The following is a 19,123-nucleotide window of genomic DNA, read 5'->3' as shown; positions in this document are numbered from 1 at the left end:
AATTATGATTACGAATGACGACGGTATTTTTGAGCCGGGAGTTGAAGCGTTGGCTGATGTCCTCTCTCACTTTGGCGAGGTAGTCATTGTCTGCCCAGACACGGAAAAAAGTGCCTACAGTCATAAAATTACACTAGGACAACCATTGAAATTAAAGAAAATTGATTTTGCACCTACTGCCGAAGCTTATGCGGTTAATGGTTCACCGGCGGATTGTGTAAAGCTTGCGATGGAAGTGCTGTTAAAGGAAAAGCCTGATATCGTCTTTACGGGAATTAACCTTGGTCCCAATGTTGGAAGGGATATGTATTACTCGGGAACGATTGCTGCAGCACAAGAGGCGATGCTATACCAAGTCCCATCTGTTGCGGTTTCTTTAGATACATTTAAAAAGGAAAACATTAAGTTTGGAATTGTAAAACAGATGCTATATCGCGTTGTGGAGGTGATTCTGCAAAATAAAATCGCAAAAAATGTCATGCTGAACGTTAATTTGCCGTATACGTCGAAGGAGCTTTGCAAAGGAGTTGCCGTTGTCCCAATGGATCTAACCATTTCGCGTTATCACTATACAGCCTTGAACGACCCTCAAGGTCAGGATTTTTACTGGTTAAAGGACAACTATCAAAATTTGAAGGTGAATGAGGGAACGGATTATCAGTTGCTGAAGGAAGGGTATATAACTGTCTCTCCCATTGACCTCAAGCATACACAGAAAAGAAAAATCGATCAAATCAGTCGCTGGTTTACCAACTTTAATTATGTTCAGGAGGAGAACTAATGATGAAAAAACTATTATTCTTATTGTGTGCTGGACTTTTATGTATTTTGGCAGCTTGTGGTAACAGTTCCGAGGAGGAAGCAGATGCTTCAAGTGAAGAAGGTGAAAGTGAGTTAAGTGGTGAGCTGGAGTTTTACACATCACAGCCTGATGTTGATGCGGAGCAGCTAGTAGATGCGTTTAATGAAAAATATCCAGATGTCGACGTCAATATTTTCCGCTCTGGTACAGAAGAGGTTATCAGTAAATTGAATGCGGAAAGCCAAGCAGGATCTGTTGTAGCAGATGTCCTTTTGCTTGCAGATTCGGTAACATTTGAAGGATTAAAGGAAGCAGATATGTTAATGGAATATAATTCTCCTGAAGCAGAAGCAATTCCAGAAGAGTTCGTGGATGCTGACGGAACGTATACAGGAACAAAGATGATGGCAACTGGTATTGTCATCAATACGGATGAAGTGACAGAAGCACCAACATCATGGGATGCACTTGTTTCAGATGAGGGTAGTGATCAAGTTGTCATGCCAAGCCCATTGTACTCAGGAGCTGCAGCGTACAATCTTGGGATTTTTACCCGTAGTGACGGCTTTGGCTGGGATTTTTATGAAGGAATAAAAGCAAATAATCCAATGATTACAGAAGGAAATGGCGCTGTTATTGAAAACGTAGCATCCGGTCAAAAGAATTACGGCATGATTGTGGATTATTTAGTAGCTCGTGCTGCAAGTGATGGTTCACCAGTAGAGTTGATTTACCCTGAAGAAGGTGTACCTGTAATCACGGAGCCAATTGGTATTACGGCAGATACAGAAGAAGCAGAACTAGCAAAAGCGTTTGTTGACTTCGTACTTTCTGAGGAAGGACAAGCATTGCAGGCTGAGATTGGATATACACCAATCCGTGAGGGAGTAGAAGCACCGGATGGCTTAAAATCCTTGGATGAAATTAAAACACTTAGCGCGCCAACAGATGAACTATATCAGAACCGTGAAGCTGATAAAGGGAAATTTGACGAATTATTTTCAAACTAGAATCTAACGCAAGGGCTATAGGGTGATTACAGTGAACAGTCAAAAAAAGAATGGATTCAATCAGGAGGGAAAGCGCATGAACGCTATTTCCTCTGGCTTTTTCAATAGAAAGCTTTATAAAGTATTGGCAATTGGATTAATCATCATCTTTTTTATTATCCCGATTATCCGACTCATCATTATGAGCTTTCTGAGTGATGAAGGAATTAAATTCGATTATTATCATGCGATTCTAACAGATGGTCGGACGTGGCAGGTATTACAAAACACGTTAATTGTGGTGGTCGGATCAACGATTATTTCACTCATCTTAGGTACAGCTTTTGCCTGGATGGTAGCCTATACCGATATACGCATGAAAGGGATTGTACAGCTGTTTATCTTTTTGCCATTTATTATCCCATCTTACATAACTTCCCTGGCATGGGTGCAATTTTTCGGCCCTGCTGGGTTATTGACGAAAATGCTGGATCAGCTTCCATCGTGGAATCTCTATAGTATGTCTGGCATTATCTTTGTTATGGGGATTAGCCATTTTCCGCTCGTCTATTTATTCACGGTTAACGTCTTTCGAAAAATTCCACGTGAAATGGAACTGGCAGCACGTATCTCTGGTGCATCAAGATGGACAGCTTTTTCCAAAATTGTCTTTCCAATGGCATTGCCAGGGGTTGTTGGTGGGTCGTTTATCGCATTTCTCGGAGGGTTAGATAACTTCGGAATCCCTGCCTTTTTAGGAACACCAGCCAATATTTCAGTGCTTTCGACATATATTTATCAGAAAGTCATTGGCTTTGGACCTTCTGCCTTTAACGAAGCCGCTGTACTGTCTGTCATCCTTGGAGTGATTGCGATTATTGGAATCAGTCTCCAATGGATATTGTTGCGGAAGTCAAAACCGATTGAGACAACTAAACTGGATTATAGCCCACGCTATCATTTAGGAAAGAAAAAGCTAATAGCGGAGATTTTGATTTGGCTGTTTTTTGCTATGACCAGTATTTTTCCTTTCATCTCAATGGTTATGACATCATTTTTGAATGCCTATGGACTTGATTTTGTACCGGAAAACTTCTCTTTGAAAAATTACGCTTATATTTTATCCAGGAACTCTACGGTCGAATCAATTTTCACGAGCCTTAAACTGGCTGGTGTAACGACCGTGATTGGGATTATTGTCGGTACGATCTTTAGCTATTACCGTGTTCGGAAACCAAACGTAACGATGAGGCTTCAGGAATATGCAATTACGATTCCGTATGCTTTGCCTGGAATGGTGCTTGCGTTGGCAATGATTTTTGCATGGATGGAGCCCATTCCTGGTTGGAATCCCGGTATTTATGGATCGACTGCCATTTTATATATCGCCTATGTAACACGATTTTTAATTTTACAGGTGCGCAGTGGTATTACCGCTTTTCAGCAGGTTGATAAGGAGGTTGAAGAGGCAGCGCGGATTAATGGTACGAATGGATTTGGAAAGTGGAAGCGAATTATGATTCCATTAATCGCACCAGGCGTCTTAAGTGGTGCAATGCTCGTATTTTTAAGCGCGTTAACAGAGCTTACCGTATCTTCCTTATTGTATTCCTCAAATGCAGAGACAATTGGTGTTGCGATCTTAAGCTTCCAGCAGTCGGGGTATACACTATATTCAACAGCCTTTTCGAGCTTAATTGTCGGCTTAATCATCGTCGGTTATTTTCTGTTATTTGCTAGTGGGGCACTTCGGAAAAGAAAGGTGGAAAAAGGGAAATGACTACGTCAATCATTCATATTAATAAAAAATTCGGCAGCTTTCAAGCGCTCAAAGATGTAAATTTAACCGTAAAGGATGGCGAGTTTCTTGCTATTTTAGGACCATCTGGATGTGGGAAAACAACCTTGCTCCGACTGCTCGCGGGATTTGAATCTCCAACAGATGGTACAATTCAAATCGATAACAAGAAGGCAGCCACAGCTAAGAAGGTTATCCCGCCAGAGCGCAGAAATGTCAGCATGGTTTTTCAGTCATTTGCTCTTTGGCCCCATTTGAATGTTCGAGAGCATGTACAGTTTGCCATGAAATACCACCGTTTTGTTGGACCTGCATTTAAGGAAAAGAAAAAGGCGGAAGAGCGAATTGATGAAGTGTTGAAAATTGTTGGCTTAGAGCAGTTCGGCAGCCGAATGCCTGGTGAACTTTCCGGTGGACAAAAACAGCGTGTATCACTTGCGCGAGCGATTGCACCGGAGCCACAGCTGTTGTTGATGGATGAACCACTCAGCAACCTTGATGCGGAATTACGGATTGAGATGCGTCATGAGATTCAAAAGCTGCATCGACTAACGAAAGCTTCGATACTTTATGTGACACATGATCAAGGAGAAGCGCTTGCGATGGCGGATCGAATTGTAGTGATGAACGCTGGTAAGATTGAGCAAATTGGTACACCAGAACAAATCTATAATCAACCGAAAACCCCATTTGTAGCTAAATTTGTTGGGAAAGCTAATCTGTTCGAAGGAACTTGGGATGGCTCGACATTTATGCATAAGAATGTCTCTGTAACATGGGAGGATTACGGTATTTCAGAATATCTAAAGGAGCAGAACCTATATGCACTGCGTCCGGAACAAATTCGTCTTTCTACATCGGATGAAAGCCAGATTAGAGGGACAGTTGTTACGAAGCAGTTCCAAGGAAAGGAGTATCAATATGTAGTTGATGTCAGTGGACAAGAGATTGTTGTTGACTTGCCACTTCATGAGCAGTTTGAAATTGGGGAGGGGGTAGGGATTGTTCCAAGGATGTAAAGGGGTATGGAAGCACGGTTTCTCTTATGCATTTAAAGGAGAGGGAAATTTAGAACTCTCCTTTTGTGATTTGTTCTAACATTATAAAATTTATGTGCTATAAGCTAACTTGTACAACAGTTCGGCTCACCCTCATTTTTATTGAAAGGGGGTGAAGCTTATGTCAGTTTACGAGGCGATTTCTTTGATGATTTCCTTTGGTGCCTTAATTGCACTGCTGACAATAGACAGAGAAAAATAGACCTCCCTTGAGTCTCCAACCTTGGGGGATGGTCTATTTTTTTCTACTCATCTGAGCCAGTTCCTCTTTTGAGTAGCAGCTATTTGTATATTCAACCGTAGGTGTTCCAGCACTTACAGTTGTTTTAATATATGTTGTATATACAATATTATAACCATATTCCGTTATATTAGCAATGTTGGTTTCCTGGCTTTTATCTAAGAAGAATTTACTGTTTCTGAGGTAGTAAATTCTAGTGTTGTTTTTCTATAAAAGCTAATATCTTTTCCTTCACGGAACCAATACTTGTATAAATGATGTAATTGGACTTAATTGTCTTAATGTGGATTCGATCTGTTGTTCCGTATGGATATCCAATCCTATTAGCTGTTTTGTCTTCACCAGCATAAGATTCATCATTCGTTACATCCATAATCTCTGAAATAGGAATTTTAATCTTTTGTAGCTGCCATTTAATTACGATTTTGTCTTCTTCTTTTGTAACCTTTACGTCAAACATGATACTCTTCACCTTTCCTTTTAGGGGTGTATACGGATTCTGAATTATTGTTATATTCCTAACTACTAGTATACAAGGTTTTACGTATATAGCCGAGTAATCGACTTTCCAATCAATTATGTGGGTAATCTAAGACCAAATTCGGATTTATTTCTTATCATAAAAGAAGTCATTGTATCATTTTGATTGAATTTTCTTACTAAATCATATAGTATTAGCTTGAATTTAATTGCGGAGGAGTGGATAAAAGATGGCAAATGTATGTTTTCTACTTGCGGATGGTTATGAAGATTCAGAAATGAAGAATCCGTATGATGCAATGAATGAAGCGGGTCACAAAACGGTTGTTGTAGGACTTGAAAAGGGTACGGAGCTTAAAGGGAAGAAAGGTACGGCAGCGTATACTTCCGAGCTTTCCATAAGTGAAGTGAAGGCTGACGATTATGATGTGGTTATTATTCCTGGTGGATCAGCTCCAGAAGCGCTTCGTGTGAGTGACGAAGTGGTGGGATTTGTTAAACAAGCACATGAACAGGGAAAAGTGATTGCTGGTATTTGTCATGGTCCCCAAGTAATGATTAGCGCGGATATCCTGAATGGAGTAAATTCAACTTCTTACATTGGCATCCGTGATGATGTGAAAAATGCTGGAGCTAACTTTTTAGATCAAGAGGTAGTGGTTGATGGAAATATTATCACTTCTCGTACACCTAAGGATGAACCGGCATTTATTAAAGAAATTTTAAATAAATTATAAGATTGTTTCGAGGGGATCTCTTCTAGTATTGGGAGGGATCCTTTTATACGGGCAGAAGCGGAAGTACTATGTGATATATGAATTTTTTAGGTTAGGGAGAGACCAAAATGAAACAAATCTACGCCTTTGAGTCGAAAAGAGATTATGAAAAATACCAGGATACCATCGAAAGGTTCCAAAACAAATTGGTCACGTACCAGCAGGAGTTGGAGCAAAACTACGCATTAAACGATTTACCAAAGGCGATTGTATGGACAACGGGTGAATTAGCAACAACCACTTTCTCAGAAATTCCGATTCCTGCTTTTACGAATAAGGATATCATTTATATTTCTCCAGATGTAAGATATTGGAGGAATTTATTTGTTCAACAGTTAGAAGGGCGTGAACATCCGCGTATCAAGGCATTCTACGAGAATCTTTCTGAAGAACATATTTTTGCGATAGTTGGACACGAATTAATGCATCACTCCGATTTATTTGTTGATGAGTTCGATGATGACCGAGAAGATAGCATTTGGTTTGAAGAAGGCATGTGCGAATATTTATCAAAGAAGTTAATTTTAGATGAAGAAGCGTTCAACGAGATAACAAATGTAGAGTCAGAACTGGTAGAGATGTTTAAGGATACATATGGACATCACTCTATTGATGCGTTTGGAGAGGCTAGCTATCAAGGTAGTTTGACGAGTATTATGTTTGATTATTGGCGCAGTTTTTTGGCTGTAAAGTATTTAGTGGAAGAACAAGCTAATCATGATGTGAAACAAGTTTTTAAAGCGTATCAAGAGTGGCATACGAATGGCAGGAAAGAGCCGCTGTCGGTATATATTGGGATACAGTTCTTTTTCGATTGATGAGAGCCTTTCTGGAATGATTTAAAAGAAGATTCTCAGATATTTTTGGGTAAAAATCTAACGCTCATCATACATCTTTTTATAGTAAACTAGAAACAAATGTACTAACGGAGGAGAAGCAATGAACAACACTTCTAAAAAGAGAAAATCACCTTTAATTCTACTTGCAGCATGCATGATTGCTGTTGCTGGTCTAGCGGATATTAAATACCGAGGATTATTCTTTCGTCTATTGCCTGAATCGGTGCAATCCTTTCTTGCTCAGATTATAAAGTAGTGGGAGTATGTTATTCCTTTCTATGAAAGAGGGGTGTTTATATTGTGAGAACGTCGACAAGAAAATATGTATTTAGATTTAGTTAAGCGCGATTCTATTATTTGTTTTCACCATGAAATAGCATAAAAAGCCTATTGAATTTAACTTATTAAGTAATTAGTCACAAACTTTTCAAGTGGGTATATTGCAATTGAAACCGCAATCATATATAATAGAATTAAATAAGGATTGTTACTGTTCGGCAGGCAAAACCTGAATTAATTAAATTTGTGGGGGAATTACGCTGCAATTTTAACTAATTCAGGTTTTTTATTTCCTGATATTTTTCATAAATACTTTATTCAGGTGGGAAGGCAAATGGAAATTAAACAGATTTTAAACAATAATGTTTTATTAGCTACAGATGAAGCAGAACAAGAGGTAGTTGTAATGGGCAGAGGTCTTGCTTTTAAGAAAAAGCCAGGAGATGCTGTTGATGCTGCTAAAATTGAAAAAACCTTTATTCTGGAGGACGCAGGAGTTGCTAATAAATTAGCTGAATTAATGGAAGATGTTTCCGAAGTTTATTTGGATCTTTCTTATAAAATTCTCGAATTAGCCAAATCCCACCTAACGTATAAATTGGACGACTATTTGTATATAGCACTAACCGATCACTTGAGCTTTGCGATTACTAGGCATAAAAATGGGATTGATTTGAAAAATCCCCTACTCTGGGAAATTCGCAGATACTATAAGCAAGAGTTTCAGATTGCTTTAAAAGCACTTGAAATTGTCGAAGAGGAAACAGGTGTGAGGCTTGAGGAGGATGAAGCTGCGTCTATCGCACTCCATCTTGTTAATAGTCAGCTTTCTGGTGAAAGCATGGGGGCTGCAGTTCAAGTTACAGAAATGGTTAATACGATTTTAACAATCGTAAAATACTACTTCAAAATTGAATTAGATGAAGAATCGATTAATTATGACCGATTCTTAACCCATCTCCGTTTCTTTGCGATTCGCTTTATTCGAAAAGAAAAACAAGATGAAATGTATGACAATTTTCTATATGAACAGGTACAACAAAAGTATGCAAAAGCATTTGGATGTACAGAAAGAATAGCAGCATACATTGCGAATCATTATAATTGGGAAATTTCCAATGATGAGAAGGTCTATTTAACCATTCATATCCATCGGGTAACCTATCGTCAGACAAAATCAGAAGAAAACTAATCTTCTTATGAAAACGCTTTTTAAAACTATTGACTTAGTATTAAAGTCGTGTTAAATTAAAAGCGTTAATTAATTAACAATAAAAACAATATATAAATTTAGGAATGTTACCTATTTTGGGCATAACCTGGACTGATTTGAAGAACACATATGATGTGTGCTATTCAAATTGGTTCAGGTTTTTTATTTCACTAAATGAATTACGTAAAGGGAAGGTGAACCATGATGAAGTATGAACAATTGGCAAAAGACATTATCGAAAATGTCGGTGGGGCAGAAAACGTTAATAGTGTTGTTCATTGTATTACACGTCTTCGTTTTAAATTGAAAGATGAAAGTAAAGCGAATACAGAGGTATTAAATAATATGGAGGGTGTTGTTACCACGAGAAAAAGTGGTGGTCAATACCAGGTAGTAATTGGGAATCATGTTCCAGATGTATATAAAGCAGTAGTGTCGGAAGGTGGCTTCCAAGCTGCACAGCCAGTTGATGCTGAAGGTGGAGAAGAAAAAGGGAGTTTATTCAACCGTTTTATTGATATGATTTCCGGGATCTTTACTCCAATACTCAGTGTATTAGTCGCAGCGGGTATGACGAAAGGTTTTACTGCTTTATTTGTTGCAATTGGCTGGCTTGATATAGAAGGTGGAACCTATCAAATCCTAAACGCCATTGGCGACGGTCTGTTCTACTTCCTGCCAATTCTCTTAGGTTACACGGCTATGAAGAAGTTTGGTGGAACACCGTTCTTAGGAGCCGTAATAGCCATGGCTTTGGTATATCCTGCACTTGAGGGAATACCTGGAGCAAATGAACCGCTGTACACCTTATTTGCGGGAACGATGTTTGAATCACCTGTTTATATTGAGTTCTTAGGGATTCCGGTTATTCTGATGACATATTCGATGTCCGTTATTCCAATCATTGTTGCAGCGTTTTTTGCAGCAAAGTTAGAAAGAAGCTTAACTAAAATTATTCCAGATGTAATAAAAACATTTGTTGTTCCAATGCTGACGATGTTAATTATTACTCCCTTAACCTTTATTGTTGTCGGTCCGATTGCAACTTGGGCGAGCCAGTTATTAGGTCAAGCAACAATTTGGGTTTATGATTTAAGTCCAGTTATTGCAGGGGCATTCCTTGGTGGATTGTGGTTAGTGTTTGTTATGTTTGGACTTCATTGGGGACTTGTTCCAATTGCTATCAATAACTTTGCGGTTGGAGGTATAGATCCAATCTTAGCTTTAATATTTGTTCATTCCTTTGCATTAGCTGCTGCTATTCTTGCTATTTGGATAAAAACAAAAAACGAAAAAACAAAATCACTTAGTGCACCAGCTTTAATTTCAGCATTATTCGGTGTAACAGAGCCTGGTATGTATGGGATCACTTTACCGCTAAAAAGACCATTTATTTTCACATTAATTTCCTCAGCAATTGGTGGTGCCTTACTAGGGATTTTTGGAACGAAAGGGTATGTAATGGCTGGTCTTGGTGTATTCCAGGTTCCAAGTTTTATTCATCCTGAAGAAGGATTAAATGGGGCATTTTTCGGCGCTATTATTGCTTTAGTGGTCGGATCTGTTTTGGCCTTTGTTTTAACTTATTTCTTTGGCGGTATTAACAAAAATGAGGATACTGGAGCAGGATCTACTCAACCAGTAGCAGTGAAGGGTGCTCAAAACGGAAAAGATCAAGTAATTGGTAGTCCTTTCAACGGAACAGTTAAAAAATTAGCAGATATTGATGATACAGCTTTTGCTTCAGGAGCATTAGGACAAGGTGTCGCAATAGAGCCTGCTGAAGGTAAAGTAGTTGCGCCAGTATCTGGTACGATTTCTGTACTATTTCCTACAAACCATGCAATTGGTATTACATCGGATGATGGGGCAGAGATTTTAATTCATGTTGGGATGGATACGGTCCAATTAGATGGAAAACATTTTACAGCCCATACGGAGCAAGGCAGCCACGTCGAAAAAGGACAATTATTAATTGAATTTGATGGACAAGCAATTAAAGAAGCGGGATATCCATTGACGACACCAGTGGTTGTTACAAACCAAGATCAATTTGAGATATCAACGATTAACGAACAAGAAGTGAAAGCTCAGGATATATTAATCGAGCTGAAAGTAAAATAATCCATGCAATAGGAGGCGTTTCATGATAAGTGAAGCCTATCCCTTTATATAAAGATCAATTACTGCTTAACAACTAATGGTTAATAGGAGGAATAAAGAATGGCAAAACAATTTCCGGAAGGATTTTTATGGGGTGGCGCAACAGCTGCCAATCAATTTGAAGGTGGTTTCCATAAAGGGAATAAAGGGTTAAATATAGCGGACGTACTTCCAGGTGGAAAAGAGCGTTTAGAGATTTTAGGTAATCCAGGATTTGATTTTGAAATTGACCCGAATAAATATTATCCAAACCATGACGCAATTGACTTCTATAATCGTTATAAAGAGGACATTGCATTATTTGCCGAAATGGGCTTTAAAGTTTTCCGTACGTCCATTGCGTGGACAAGAATTTTCCCGAATGGGGACGAGCTTGAGCCAAATGAGGAAGGATTGGCGTTTTATGACCGTGTATTTGATGAATTAATTAAACATGGGATTGAACCGGTCGTAACGATTTCACATTATGAAATGCCTGTACACTTAGTAAAAGAATATGGTGGCTGGAGAAATCGTGAAGTTATTACATTTTTTGAAAGATATGTAGAAGCGATTTTCAACCGTTATAAAGGAAAAGTAAAATACTGGATGACATTTAACGAGATTAATAGCGGTTTAATGATGCCGATAATGGGGCTTGGTTTCGCAATCCAAAAAGAAGCGGATAAATATCAACCTACATTCCAAGCATTCCATCACCAATTTGTTGCAAGTGCAAAGGCGGTCAAATTATGTCGTGAAATAATGCCAGAGGCACAAATTGGCTGCATGATTATTTATGCTCCGGTATATGCTTTCGATAGCAAACCTGAAAATGTAATGCATGCTCTAGAGGAAGAGGAATTATTTAACTACTTCTGTGCAGATGTTCAAGTAAGAGGAGAATATCCAGCATTTATCAACCGATATTTCAAAGAGCATAACATTGAATTAGAAATGGAAGATGGCGACCTAGATATTCTGAAAGAAGGTACGGTAGACTATATCGGCTTTAGCTACTATATGTCTCGCACAGAGAAGAAAGATAAATCGAATGAAGAGGGCATTCAAGGAAATATTATGCAAGGAATTAAAAACCCATTCCTGCAAGCGAGTGACTGGGGCTGGGAGATTGACCCAGTAGGTTTGCGTATTTCCTTAAATAAGCTGTATGGCAGATATGAAGTGCCTCTATTTATTGTAGAAAATGGATTAGGAGCTTATGACAAAGTGGAAGAAGATGGATCCATTCAGGACGATTACCGAATCGACTACCTTCGTGAACATATGAAACAAATGGGCGAAGCAATTGAAGATGGTGTAGAGCTAATGGGTTACACCAGCTGGGGATGCATTGATTTAGTCAGTGCTTCAACCGGTGAAATGTCCAAGCGTTACGGATTTATCTATGTAGACAAGCATGATGATGGCACTGGAACATTAGAACGTAAACGTAAAAAATCATTTTACTGGTATAAAGATGTTATTGATTCAAATGGTGAGAATCTATAGGTTTACGCGAAGTTAATTGAACTAAATTTAAAAGGGAAAGCGTATCTTCGGATGCCTTTCCTTTTGGTAGATAAGAAAGTATAAAACTTCTTGTCTGCATAAGTGCAACTAAGTCATTCGCCCAAAGGCTTGCGAATGCCAAGTTTTCTAAAATAATAGATATGAAAAGGAGACTTAACATGTCAATATTTCCAGAAGGATTCTTATGGGGTGGCGCTTTAGCTGCCAATCAAGTAGAGGGTGCGTATTTAGAAGGCGGGAAAGGTCTAACGACAGTAGATTTAATGCCAACCGGAGAAAAACGCTGGCAGATTGCAATCGGAAAGATAGATTCATTCACACCAGATGAAAATGAATTTTATCCATCACATAAGGCTATTGACTTCTACCATCATTATAAAGAGGATATTGCATTTTTTGCCGAAATGGGCTTTAAAGCATTGCGTGTATCCATTTCCTGGGCACGTATTTTTCCGAACGGTAATGATGAAACACCAAATGAGGCTGGATTGCAATTTTATGATGATTTATTCGATGAGTTATTAAAACATAAAATTGAACCGGTCGTTACAATGGCCCACTTTGATGTGCCAGTTCACTTAGTTGAAGCATATGGCAGCTGGAAAAGCAGAGAGCTTGTAGGCTTTTTTGAAACATATGCAAAAACAATCTTCACGAGATATAAGGACAAAGTAAAATACTGGATGACATTCAATGAGATTAATATGCTGTTGCATATGCCGTTTGTTGGTGCTGGACTTGTCTTTAAAGAAGGGGAAAATGAAACACAAATTAAATATCAGGCAGCACACCATCAGCTCATTGCAAGTGCACGTGCTGTAAAAGCATGCCATGAGATTATCCCAGATGCAAAAATTGGCTGTATGCTAGCTGCTGGACAGACGTATCCGTATACATGTAATCCGGATGACATTTACAAGGCGATGGAAAAGGACCGTGAATCATTCTTCTTCATTGATGTTCAGTCACGAGGAGAATATCCAGGCTATGCGAAACGCTTCTTTAAAGACAACAATCTAACAATAGAAATGGAAGACGAAGACGCAGAACTGTTGAAGAATCATACAGTTGATTATATTGGATTCAGTTATTATGCCAGCAGAACGACTAGTACCGATCCGGAGATTTTAAAGGATAAAACAAGTGGAAACGTATTTGGCTCTGTTACAAACCCATATTTAGAAACATCCGAATGGGGCTGGACAATTGATCCAAAAGGGTTCCGCATTACAGCAAACCAATTATATGATCGTTATCAAAAGCCACTATTCGTTGTAGAAAATGGTCTCGGTGCAAATGATGAAATAAATGCTGACGGTATAATCAACGATGACTACCGAATTGATTATTTGAAACAGCATATTGCTGAAATGGGTCAAGCAATAGAGGATGGAGTCGATATCATTGGCTATACAAGCTGGGGTCCAATTGATATCGTTAGTGCATCCACTGGGGAAATGAAAAAGCGTTACGGCTATATCTATGTTGACCGAGACAATGGAGGAAATGGAACATTAAAGCGTACGAAAAAGAAAAGCTTTGATTGGTATAAAAGTGTGATTGCATCAAATGGTGAGGCATAATAAGTGATTTGTAAGACAAGGGATGGGGAAACCTGTCCTTTTTTCATTTTGTTTAAAAAACCCGCCAATTTCTCGAATATATCCGCCCTCCCTTTTATAGATTATGGTATAAACCTAAGGGAGGATTACGAATGAGTGACTGGCTAAAAAGCTTAAAAACGCCAACACCGCAAAAAGGATATGAGTTGGCGATAAAATTAGCGAGGGAGGGTGTTGTGTATACACAGCCTTCAGCAGAAGTTAGAAAAAAGTTGCGGAAAAAGTATGCGAGGGATGCGGATAGCCTCATCATGGTGTCGGAGGTTATTGCGATTCATTTTCAAACGGTGGCAGCTGCAAATAACTATTGGAAGTAAACAAAAAGAATAGCGGGATTCTGCCAGCAAATTTCGTGTTGGCAGAGTCCTTATCTATTTAATTTATACATTTCACGGGCCATTGATTCTAGAATATAAATTACAGGCACTTGCGTCGTTATGTTGGCACCTTCATACCATTCCTCGGTTACATAGTAGGGGATATTTATATCTGATATTTTTGCAATGGTTGAGTGCTTATGATTTGTAATACTAATAATCTTGCTATCTTCTTGTTTAAGCTGGTTCAAATGTGTAACAGTGAAACTATTTTCTCCTGAGACAGATAATGCAATTGTTACACTGTTATAACGTAACTTGGAGTGAATGGGAAAGTGAGGATCTTTAATATACATTGAAAATTTGCCTAGGCTTGAGAAATATCTTGCTCCATACTCAGCAAGAATACCGGAGCTTCCAATTCCAATGAAAATAACACTATCTGCTTGGACAACTAGATTTGCAGCTTCCCTTATATTCTCCTCTATATCCCCTTTTAACGTTCGCTCAAAAAACTCCATAACAGAATGCTGGGAGCCTTTTAGTACTGTCTTTTTATTTCCTTCTAAATGCATTTTAAGCTTTACTTTAAATTCTGAGAAACCCTCACAATTTATCTTTCTGCAAAAACGTAAAATCGTAGCTGTGGATACATGGGTCTCGTCTGCCAGCTCGCGGATTCGCATATATGCGACCTTATCAGCGTTTTGACTAATATAATTGTATAAAGAAGTTTCTAACTCATTAAATGAAGCAATTATGTCCTGTGTAAACATTTGAGGGGATTCTCCTTTTTAAGAGATAATTTGTTAAAGACTATACACTTTCATCTTAACATGTAATAAGTTACATGTCGTTACATTTATGAAACAAATGACTTCTGACGTCAATCCGAACTAGATGCTCAGAGTTTATATACGGCTCTAGGAAATGTAGCTACAATTGATATATAAGTACTTATATTGGATTGCTACATTACCTGGAGGTGCAAAGTGTATGACAAAAGGTATTAAAATTGCAACGATTGGTGGGGGATCGAGTTATACCCCAGAATTAGTAGAAGGATTTATCAAACGATATGATGAATTCCCGGTTAAAGAGTTATGGTTAGTTGATATTGAAGCAGGAAAGGAAAAGTTAGAAATCGTAGGAAACTTAGCGAAAAGGATGATTGAAAAAGCAGGTCTTCCAATTGATGTTCATCTAACACTAGATCGAAGAGCAGCGTTAAAGGATGCTGATTTTGTAACAACGCAATTTCGTGTAGGATTACTAGATGCTCGTGCAAAAGATGAAAGCATTCCATTGAAATATGGTGTGCTTGGACAGGAGACGAATGGACCTGGTGGTTTGTTTAAAGGGTTACGTACGATCCCTGTTATTCTGGATATTTGTAAGGATATGGAAGTGTTATGTCCAGATGCATGGTTAATCAACTTTACGAATCCTGCAGGTATGGTAACAGAAGCCGTGTTGCGCTACTCGAACATCAAAAAGGTTGTTGGATTGTGTAATGTGCCGATCGGAATGGAAATGGGCGTTGCCAAATTATTAGATGTCGATCATTCGCGAATCCGAATTGACTTTGCCGGGCTAAATCACATGGTTTATGGGTTAGATGTCTATGTGGATGGAGAAAGTGTAAAGGAAGAAGTTATCAAAAAATTGTCTGATCCAGAAAATAGCAGCTTCGTTAAGAATATAGGTGGAATGGGATGGGAGCCTGAGTTTATTCAATCGTTGGATGCGTTGACATGTCCATACCATATGTACTACTACAAATCGAAGGAGATGCTCGATAAAGCGATGGAAAGCTCTAGCGAAGAGGGTACTCGTGCTGAGGTTGTTCAACAGTTGGAGCAAGAATTGTTCGAGCTGTATAAAGATGAAAACCTTAATATCAAACCACCTCAATTAGAAGAACGTGGTGGAGCGTATTATTCGGATGCAGCCGTTCGCTTGATTACATCTATTTATAACGACAAGCGTGACATTCAACCAGTAAATACGATGAATCGTGGTGCAATTGCTAGTATTCCAGATGAATCAGCAGTTGAAATCAGCTGTGTTATTACAAAGGATGGTCCAATTCCATTAGCGATAGGAGATCTACCCATTGCTGCCCGAGGTCTTGTCCAGCAAATTAAGTCATTTGAACGTATTGCGGCAGAAGCAGCTGTAGAAGGCGATTATAATAAAGCAGTACTTGCTTTAGCGATTAACCCATTAACACCAAGTGACGCAATTGCGAAACAAATTGTAGACGAAATGATGGAGGCGCATAAAGAACACCTTCCTCAATTTTTTCAAAAAGAGAGAGTAGTACAATAAGCTGGTGTTGGCACCTGAGTAAGTGCCAGCATTGACAAGGGTTCTAGCAATACAGATTTCAGCTGAAATCTGTATTGCTTTGTCACGTTAAACTGTTATCTATTCGGATTAATAGTCAAGGAGGGAAGTCATATGATTAAATTAGTATTAACAGATATGGATGGGACGTTCTTGAATAATAGCGGCGATTTTAACAGGGAGCTATATCAGGATGTAAGAAAAATGATGCAAGAAAAAGGTGTTGTTTTCGCTCCCGTTACTGGTAAACAATGTGAACGTGTAGAAGAATTATTTGGTGATGATGCAAAGGATTTATGGATTCTAGGGGATAGTGCAACTCGAATCAAGCATAACGGAGAATTTGTCTATGAATCACTGCTAAGCAATAAATTGGGTCTGGAAATTATTCGCTTGCTTGAGGAAATAAGCCTAGAACATACAGTTATTGCATGTACAAGAGACGGTGCAGTAGTCAAGCAGAACATCCCACTGGAAGAAGCTGCAATTGTCAGAGGTTCGTATGCTCAGGTTAGGCAGGTTGCTGATTTTACTGAAATAAAGGATGACTTTGTTAAAATAACGATTCATGATCCAGCGCTGAATTGTTTTGAGACGAGGGAGAAACTTTCTCCGTTTTTTGAATCGGCATATATTGTTGCTTCTGAAGCAGCCTGGATCGATATTGCGAATGCTAATGTTCATAAAGGGACTACCGTAGAGCATTTACAGCAAATACTTGGTGTAGATCCAGATGAAACAATGGCTTTCGGCGATGGTTACAATGATTTAGAGCTTATGAAACGCGCAACGTTTAGTTTTGCTGTTCGAAACGCAGTCCAGGAATTAAAAGACGGTTCTAATTTTATAACTCGCTCGAATGAAGAAGACGCTGTCATGAAAACAATCATTCAACTGTTAGCTTTACAATAAGGGAGTGCGTTAACGGATATGGCGATCAAGCTAATAGCTGTAGATATGGGTGGAACGTTTCTTAATGATCAAATGAAATATGGTGTTGACCTGATGTAAGTTTTGAGTGATCTTATAAGAAAAAGTCACTTTGCTATCAAGTAGCAAAGTGACTTTTATTAGGTAGTTATTTGGTTAGGATGCGTGCGTTCCAGCATACAAACACAAATCCAAATTAATTTCTAACAAGATAATCAAAAGCACTTAACGATGCTGTTGCAGCTGATCCCATGGAAATAATAATTTGCTTAAATGGTTCTGTTGTACAATCACCAGCAGCAAATACGCCTGGGACGTTTGTAGCGCCGCGAGCATCAATTACGATTTCACCAAATTTATTACGTTCAACGGCGTCGCCCAACCAGTCTGTGTTAGGTACAAGCCCGATTTGAACGAATACACCGGATAGTTCAATATGCCTTTCTTCACCTGTCTCACGTTCAACATATGTAATACCGTTTACGTTGTCTGTTCCAGTAATTTCTTTTGTTTGCGCATTTTTAACCACCGTGACATTTGGCAGGCTATGGAGGCGATCTTGAAGCACTGAATCAGCTTTTAGTTCTGATGCATATTCAAGCACTGTCACGTGATTCACGATTCCAGCAAGGTCAATGGCTGCTTCCACACCGGAGTTACCGCCACCGATAACAGCTACATCTTTTCCTTCAAATAGTGGACCATCACAGTGCGGGCAGTATGCTACCCCTTTATTCTTGAATTCAGCTTCGCCAGGAACGCCAATATTACGCCAGCGAGCTCCTGTTGCAAGGATAACGGATTTACTCTTCAGAACAGCGCCGTTTGCCAGCTCGATTTCAATCATGTCTTTCTTTTCTAAACGTGCTGCACGCTGTAAGTTCATGACATCGATATTGTAATCTTTAACATGCTCTTCCAGGTTTGCAGCGAGTCTAGGCCCTTCAGTACGGTTTACACTGATGAAGTTTTCGATGCTTGCTGTGTCCAAAATCTGGCCACCGAAGCGCTCTGCAACAATACCCGTTCGGATACCTTTACGTGCTGCATAAATTGCTGCACTTGCTCCACCTGGTCCACCACCGACAACAAGTACATCATATGGGTCTTTATCAGCGAATTCTGATGCGTCTGGACCGCTTCCTAGCTTAGCAAGGATTTCTTCCACAGTCATCCGGCCACCGCCAAATTCTTCCCCGTTTAAGTACACAGTAGGTACTGCCATGATGTTTTTCGCTTCAACTTCTTCTTTATTAGCTGCACCATCAATCATTGTATGGGAGATGCGTGGGTTTAATACACTCATCACGTTCAATGCTTGGACAACTTCTGGACAATTTTGACAGGTCAGGCTAATGTAAGATTCAAAGTGATAATCATTATTTATATTTTTGATTTGTTCGATCGCTTTTTCATCAATTTTTGGAGCTCTTCCACTTACTTGAAGTAGTGCGAGCACTAAGGAAGTGAACTCATGTCCGAGCGGGATACCAGCAAACGTGATACCGGTATCTTCACCAATACGGTTGACACTAAAGCTCGGTGTTCTTTCTAACAAGGTGTGTTCAATTTTAATTTTCGATGACATTGCAGCTAACTCTTCTACCAACGTCAGCATGTCACGGGAGATATCATCCGATCCAGTGCTAACTTTGAGAAGTACGTCGCCCTCCATCATTTGAAGGTACTGCGCTAATTGTGCTTTAATATCCGCATCTAGTAACATTGACTCTACTCCTTATATTAAATGTTCAA

General features: G+C 39.1%; 17 protein-coding genes. 14 read left to right on the top strand and 3 right to left on the bottom strand.

Annotated features, from left to right (window positions below; all coding sequences use genetic code 11):
• Positions 1–4: 4 nt before the first annotated feature.
• The 4 genes from surE (at position 5) to MHH64_RS01355 (ending at position 4,608) form a co-directional block, all read left to right on the top strand.
• On the top strand, positions 5–781 hold the full coding sequence (gene surE, locus MHH64_RS01370; RefSeq protein ID WP_240033711.1) for a 5'/3'-nucleotidase SurE: 777 nt from the start codon (positions 5–7) through the stop codon (positions 779–781).
• Between the two features lie 2 nt (positions 782–783).
• On the top strand, positions 784–1,812 hold the full coding sequence (locus MHH64_RS01365) for an ABC transporter substrate-binding protein (RefSeq protein ID WP_340003247.1): 1,029 nt from the start codon (positions 784–786) through the stop codon (positions 1,810–1,812).
• A gap of 76 nt (positions 1,813–1,888) precedes the next feature.
• Positions 1,889–3,571: an iron ABC transporter permease gene (locus MHH64_RS01360; RefSeq protein WP_340002534.1), complete on the top strand. Its 1,683-nt coding sequence runs from the start codon at positions 1,889–1,891 to the stop codon at positions 3,569–3,571.
• Positions 3,568–4,608 carry an ABC transporter ATP-binding protein gene (locus MHH64_RS01355; protein ID WP_340002533.1) on the top strand — a complete coding sequence of 347 codons (1,041 nt, stop codon included), beginning with the start codon at positions 3,568–3,570 and terminating at the stop codon, positions 4,606–4,608. The genes MHH64_RS01360 and MHH64_RS01355 overlap by 4 nt, the downstream gene beginning before the upstream one ends.
• 473 nt (positions 4,609–5,081) lie before the next feature.
• On the opposite strand, the gene MHH64_RS01350 is transcribed toward MHH64_RS01355, so the two are convergent.
• Complete coding sequence (locus MHH64_RS01350) at positions 5,082–5,348, bottom strand: hypothetical protein (RefSeq protein ID WP_340002532.1); 267 nt, start codon at positions 5,346–5,348, stop codon at positions 5,082–5,084.
• 250 nt (positions 5,349–5,598) lie between these two features.
• On the opposite strand from MHH64_RS01350, the gene MHH64_RS01345 reads away from it, so the two are divergent.
• The 8 genes from MHH64_RS01345 (at position 5,599) to MHH64_RS01310 (ending at position 14,089) form a co-directional block, all read left to right on the top strand.
• Positions 5,599–6,105 carry a type 1 glutamine amidotransferase domain-containing protein gene (locus MHH64_RS01345; protein WP_251660144.1) on the top strand — a complete coding sequence of 169 codons (507 nt, stop codon included), beginning with the start codon at positions 5,599–5,601 and terminating at the stop codon, positions 6,103–6,105.
• 107 nt (positions 6,106–6,212) lie between these two features.
• Positions 6,213–6,962, top strand: coding sequence for a hypothetical protein (locus tag MHH64_RS01340; RefSeq protein WP_340002531.1), 750 nt, complete (start codon positions 6,213–6,215; stop codon positions 6,960–6,962).
• Between the two features lie 121 nt (positions 6,963–7,083).
• The gene (locus MHH64_RS01335) at positions 7,084–7,239 is read left to right on the top strand and encodes a hypothetical protein (protein WP_168927265.1); all 156 of its coding nucleotides are present in this window, start codon (positions 7,084–7,086) and stop codon (positions 7,237–7,239) included.
• Positions 7,240–7,596: 357 nt separating this feature from the next.
• On the top strand, positions 7,597–8,454 hold the full coding sequence (locus MHH64_RS01330; RefSeq protein ID WP_340002530.1) for a PRD domain-containing protein: 858 nt from the start codon (positions 7,597–7,599) through the stop codon (positions 8,452–8,454).
• Positions 8,455–8,679: 225 nt separating this feature from the next.
• Positions 8,680–10,599 carry a beta-glucoside-specific PTS transporter subunit IIABC gene (locus MHH64_RS01325; RefSeq protein ID WP_340003246.1) on the top strand — a complete coding sequence of 640 codons (1,920 nt, stop codon included), beginning with the start codon at positions 8,680–8,682 and terminating at the stop codon, positions 10,597–10,599.
• A 99-nt stretch (positions 10,600–10,698) separates the two neighbouring features.
• Positions 10,699–12,129, top strand: a complete 1,431-nt coding sequence (locus MHH64_RS01320) for a 6-phospho-beta-glucosidase (protein ID WP_340002529.1) — start codon at positions 10,699–10,701, stop codon at positions 12,127–12,129.
• 161 nt (positions 12,130–12,290) lie between these two features.
• Positions 12,291–13,733 carry a 6-phospho-beta-glucosidase gene (locus MHH64_RS01315; RefSeq protein ID WP_340002528.1) on the top strand — a complete coding sequence of 481 codons (1,443 nt, stop codon included), beginning with the start codon at positions 12,291–12,293 and terminating at the stop codon, positions 13,731–13,733.
• Between the two features lie 131 nt (positions 13,734–13,864).
• Positions 13,865–14,089 carry a hexameric tyrosine-coordinated heme protein gene (locus tag MHH64_RS01310; protein ID WP_095310383.1) on the top strand — a complete coding sequence of 75 codons (225 nt, stop codon included), beginning with the start codon at positions 13,865–13,867 and terminating at the stop codon, positions 14,087–14,089.
• Between the two features lie 50 nt (positions 14,090–14,139).
• Here MHH64_RS01310 and MHH64_RS01305 read toward each other — a convergent pair whose 3' ends face one another.
• Positions 14,140–14,865 (bottom strand): MurR/RpiR family transcriptional regulator, encoded by a 726-nt coding sequence (locus tag MHH64_RS01305; protein ID WP_340002527.1) that lies wholly within the window; start codon positions 14,863–14,865, stop codon positions 14,140–14,142.
• 220 nt (positions 14,866–15,085) lie between these two features.
• Here MHH64_RS01305 and MHH64_RS01300 point away from each other — a divergent pair, with 220 nt between their 5' ends.
• Both MHH64_RS01300 and MHH64_RS01295 read left to right on the top strand, forming a co-directional pair.
• Positions 15,086–16,420: a 6-phospho-beta-glucosidase gene (locus MHH64_RS01300; protein WP_340002526.1), complete on the top strand. Its 1,335-nt coding sequence runs from the start codon at positions 15,086–15,088 to the stop codon at positions 16,418–16,420.
• Between the two features lie 132 nt (positions 16,421–16,552).
• Entirely contained in the window at positions 16,553–17,350 is a 798-nt protein-coding gene (locus MHH64_RS01295) for an HAD family hydrolase (protein WP_340002525.1), read from the top strand.
• A gap of 214 nt (positions 17,351–17,564) precedes the next feature.
• On the opposite strand, the gene ahpF is transcribed toward MHH64_RS01295, so the two are convergent.
• The gene (gene ahpF / locus MHH64_RS01290; protein ID WP_303446997.1) at positions 17,565–19,094 is read right to left on the bottom strand and encodes an alkyl hydroperoxide reductase subunit F; all 1,530 of its coding nucleotides are present in this window, start codon (positions 19,092–19,094) and stop codon (positions 17,565–17,567) included.
• Between the last annotated feature and the right edge of the window lie 29 nt (positions 19,095–19,123).

Origin of the sequence: Oceanobacillus sp. FSL K6-0127, from assembly GCF_037983385.1 — a bacterium.
Classification (GTDB): domain Bacteria; phylum Bacillota; class Bacilli; order Bacillales; family Amphibacillaceae; genus Oceanobacillus; species Oceanobacillus profundus.
The sequence above is the reverse complement of the archived record's forward strand: the minus strand, read 5'-3'. Positions and strand labels throughout refer to the sequence as shown.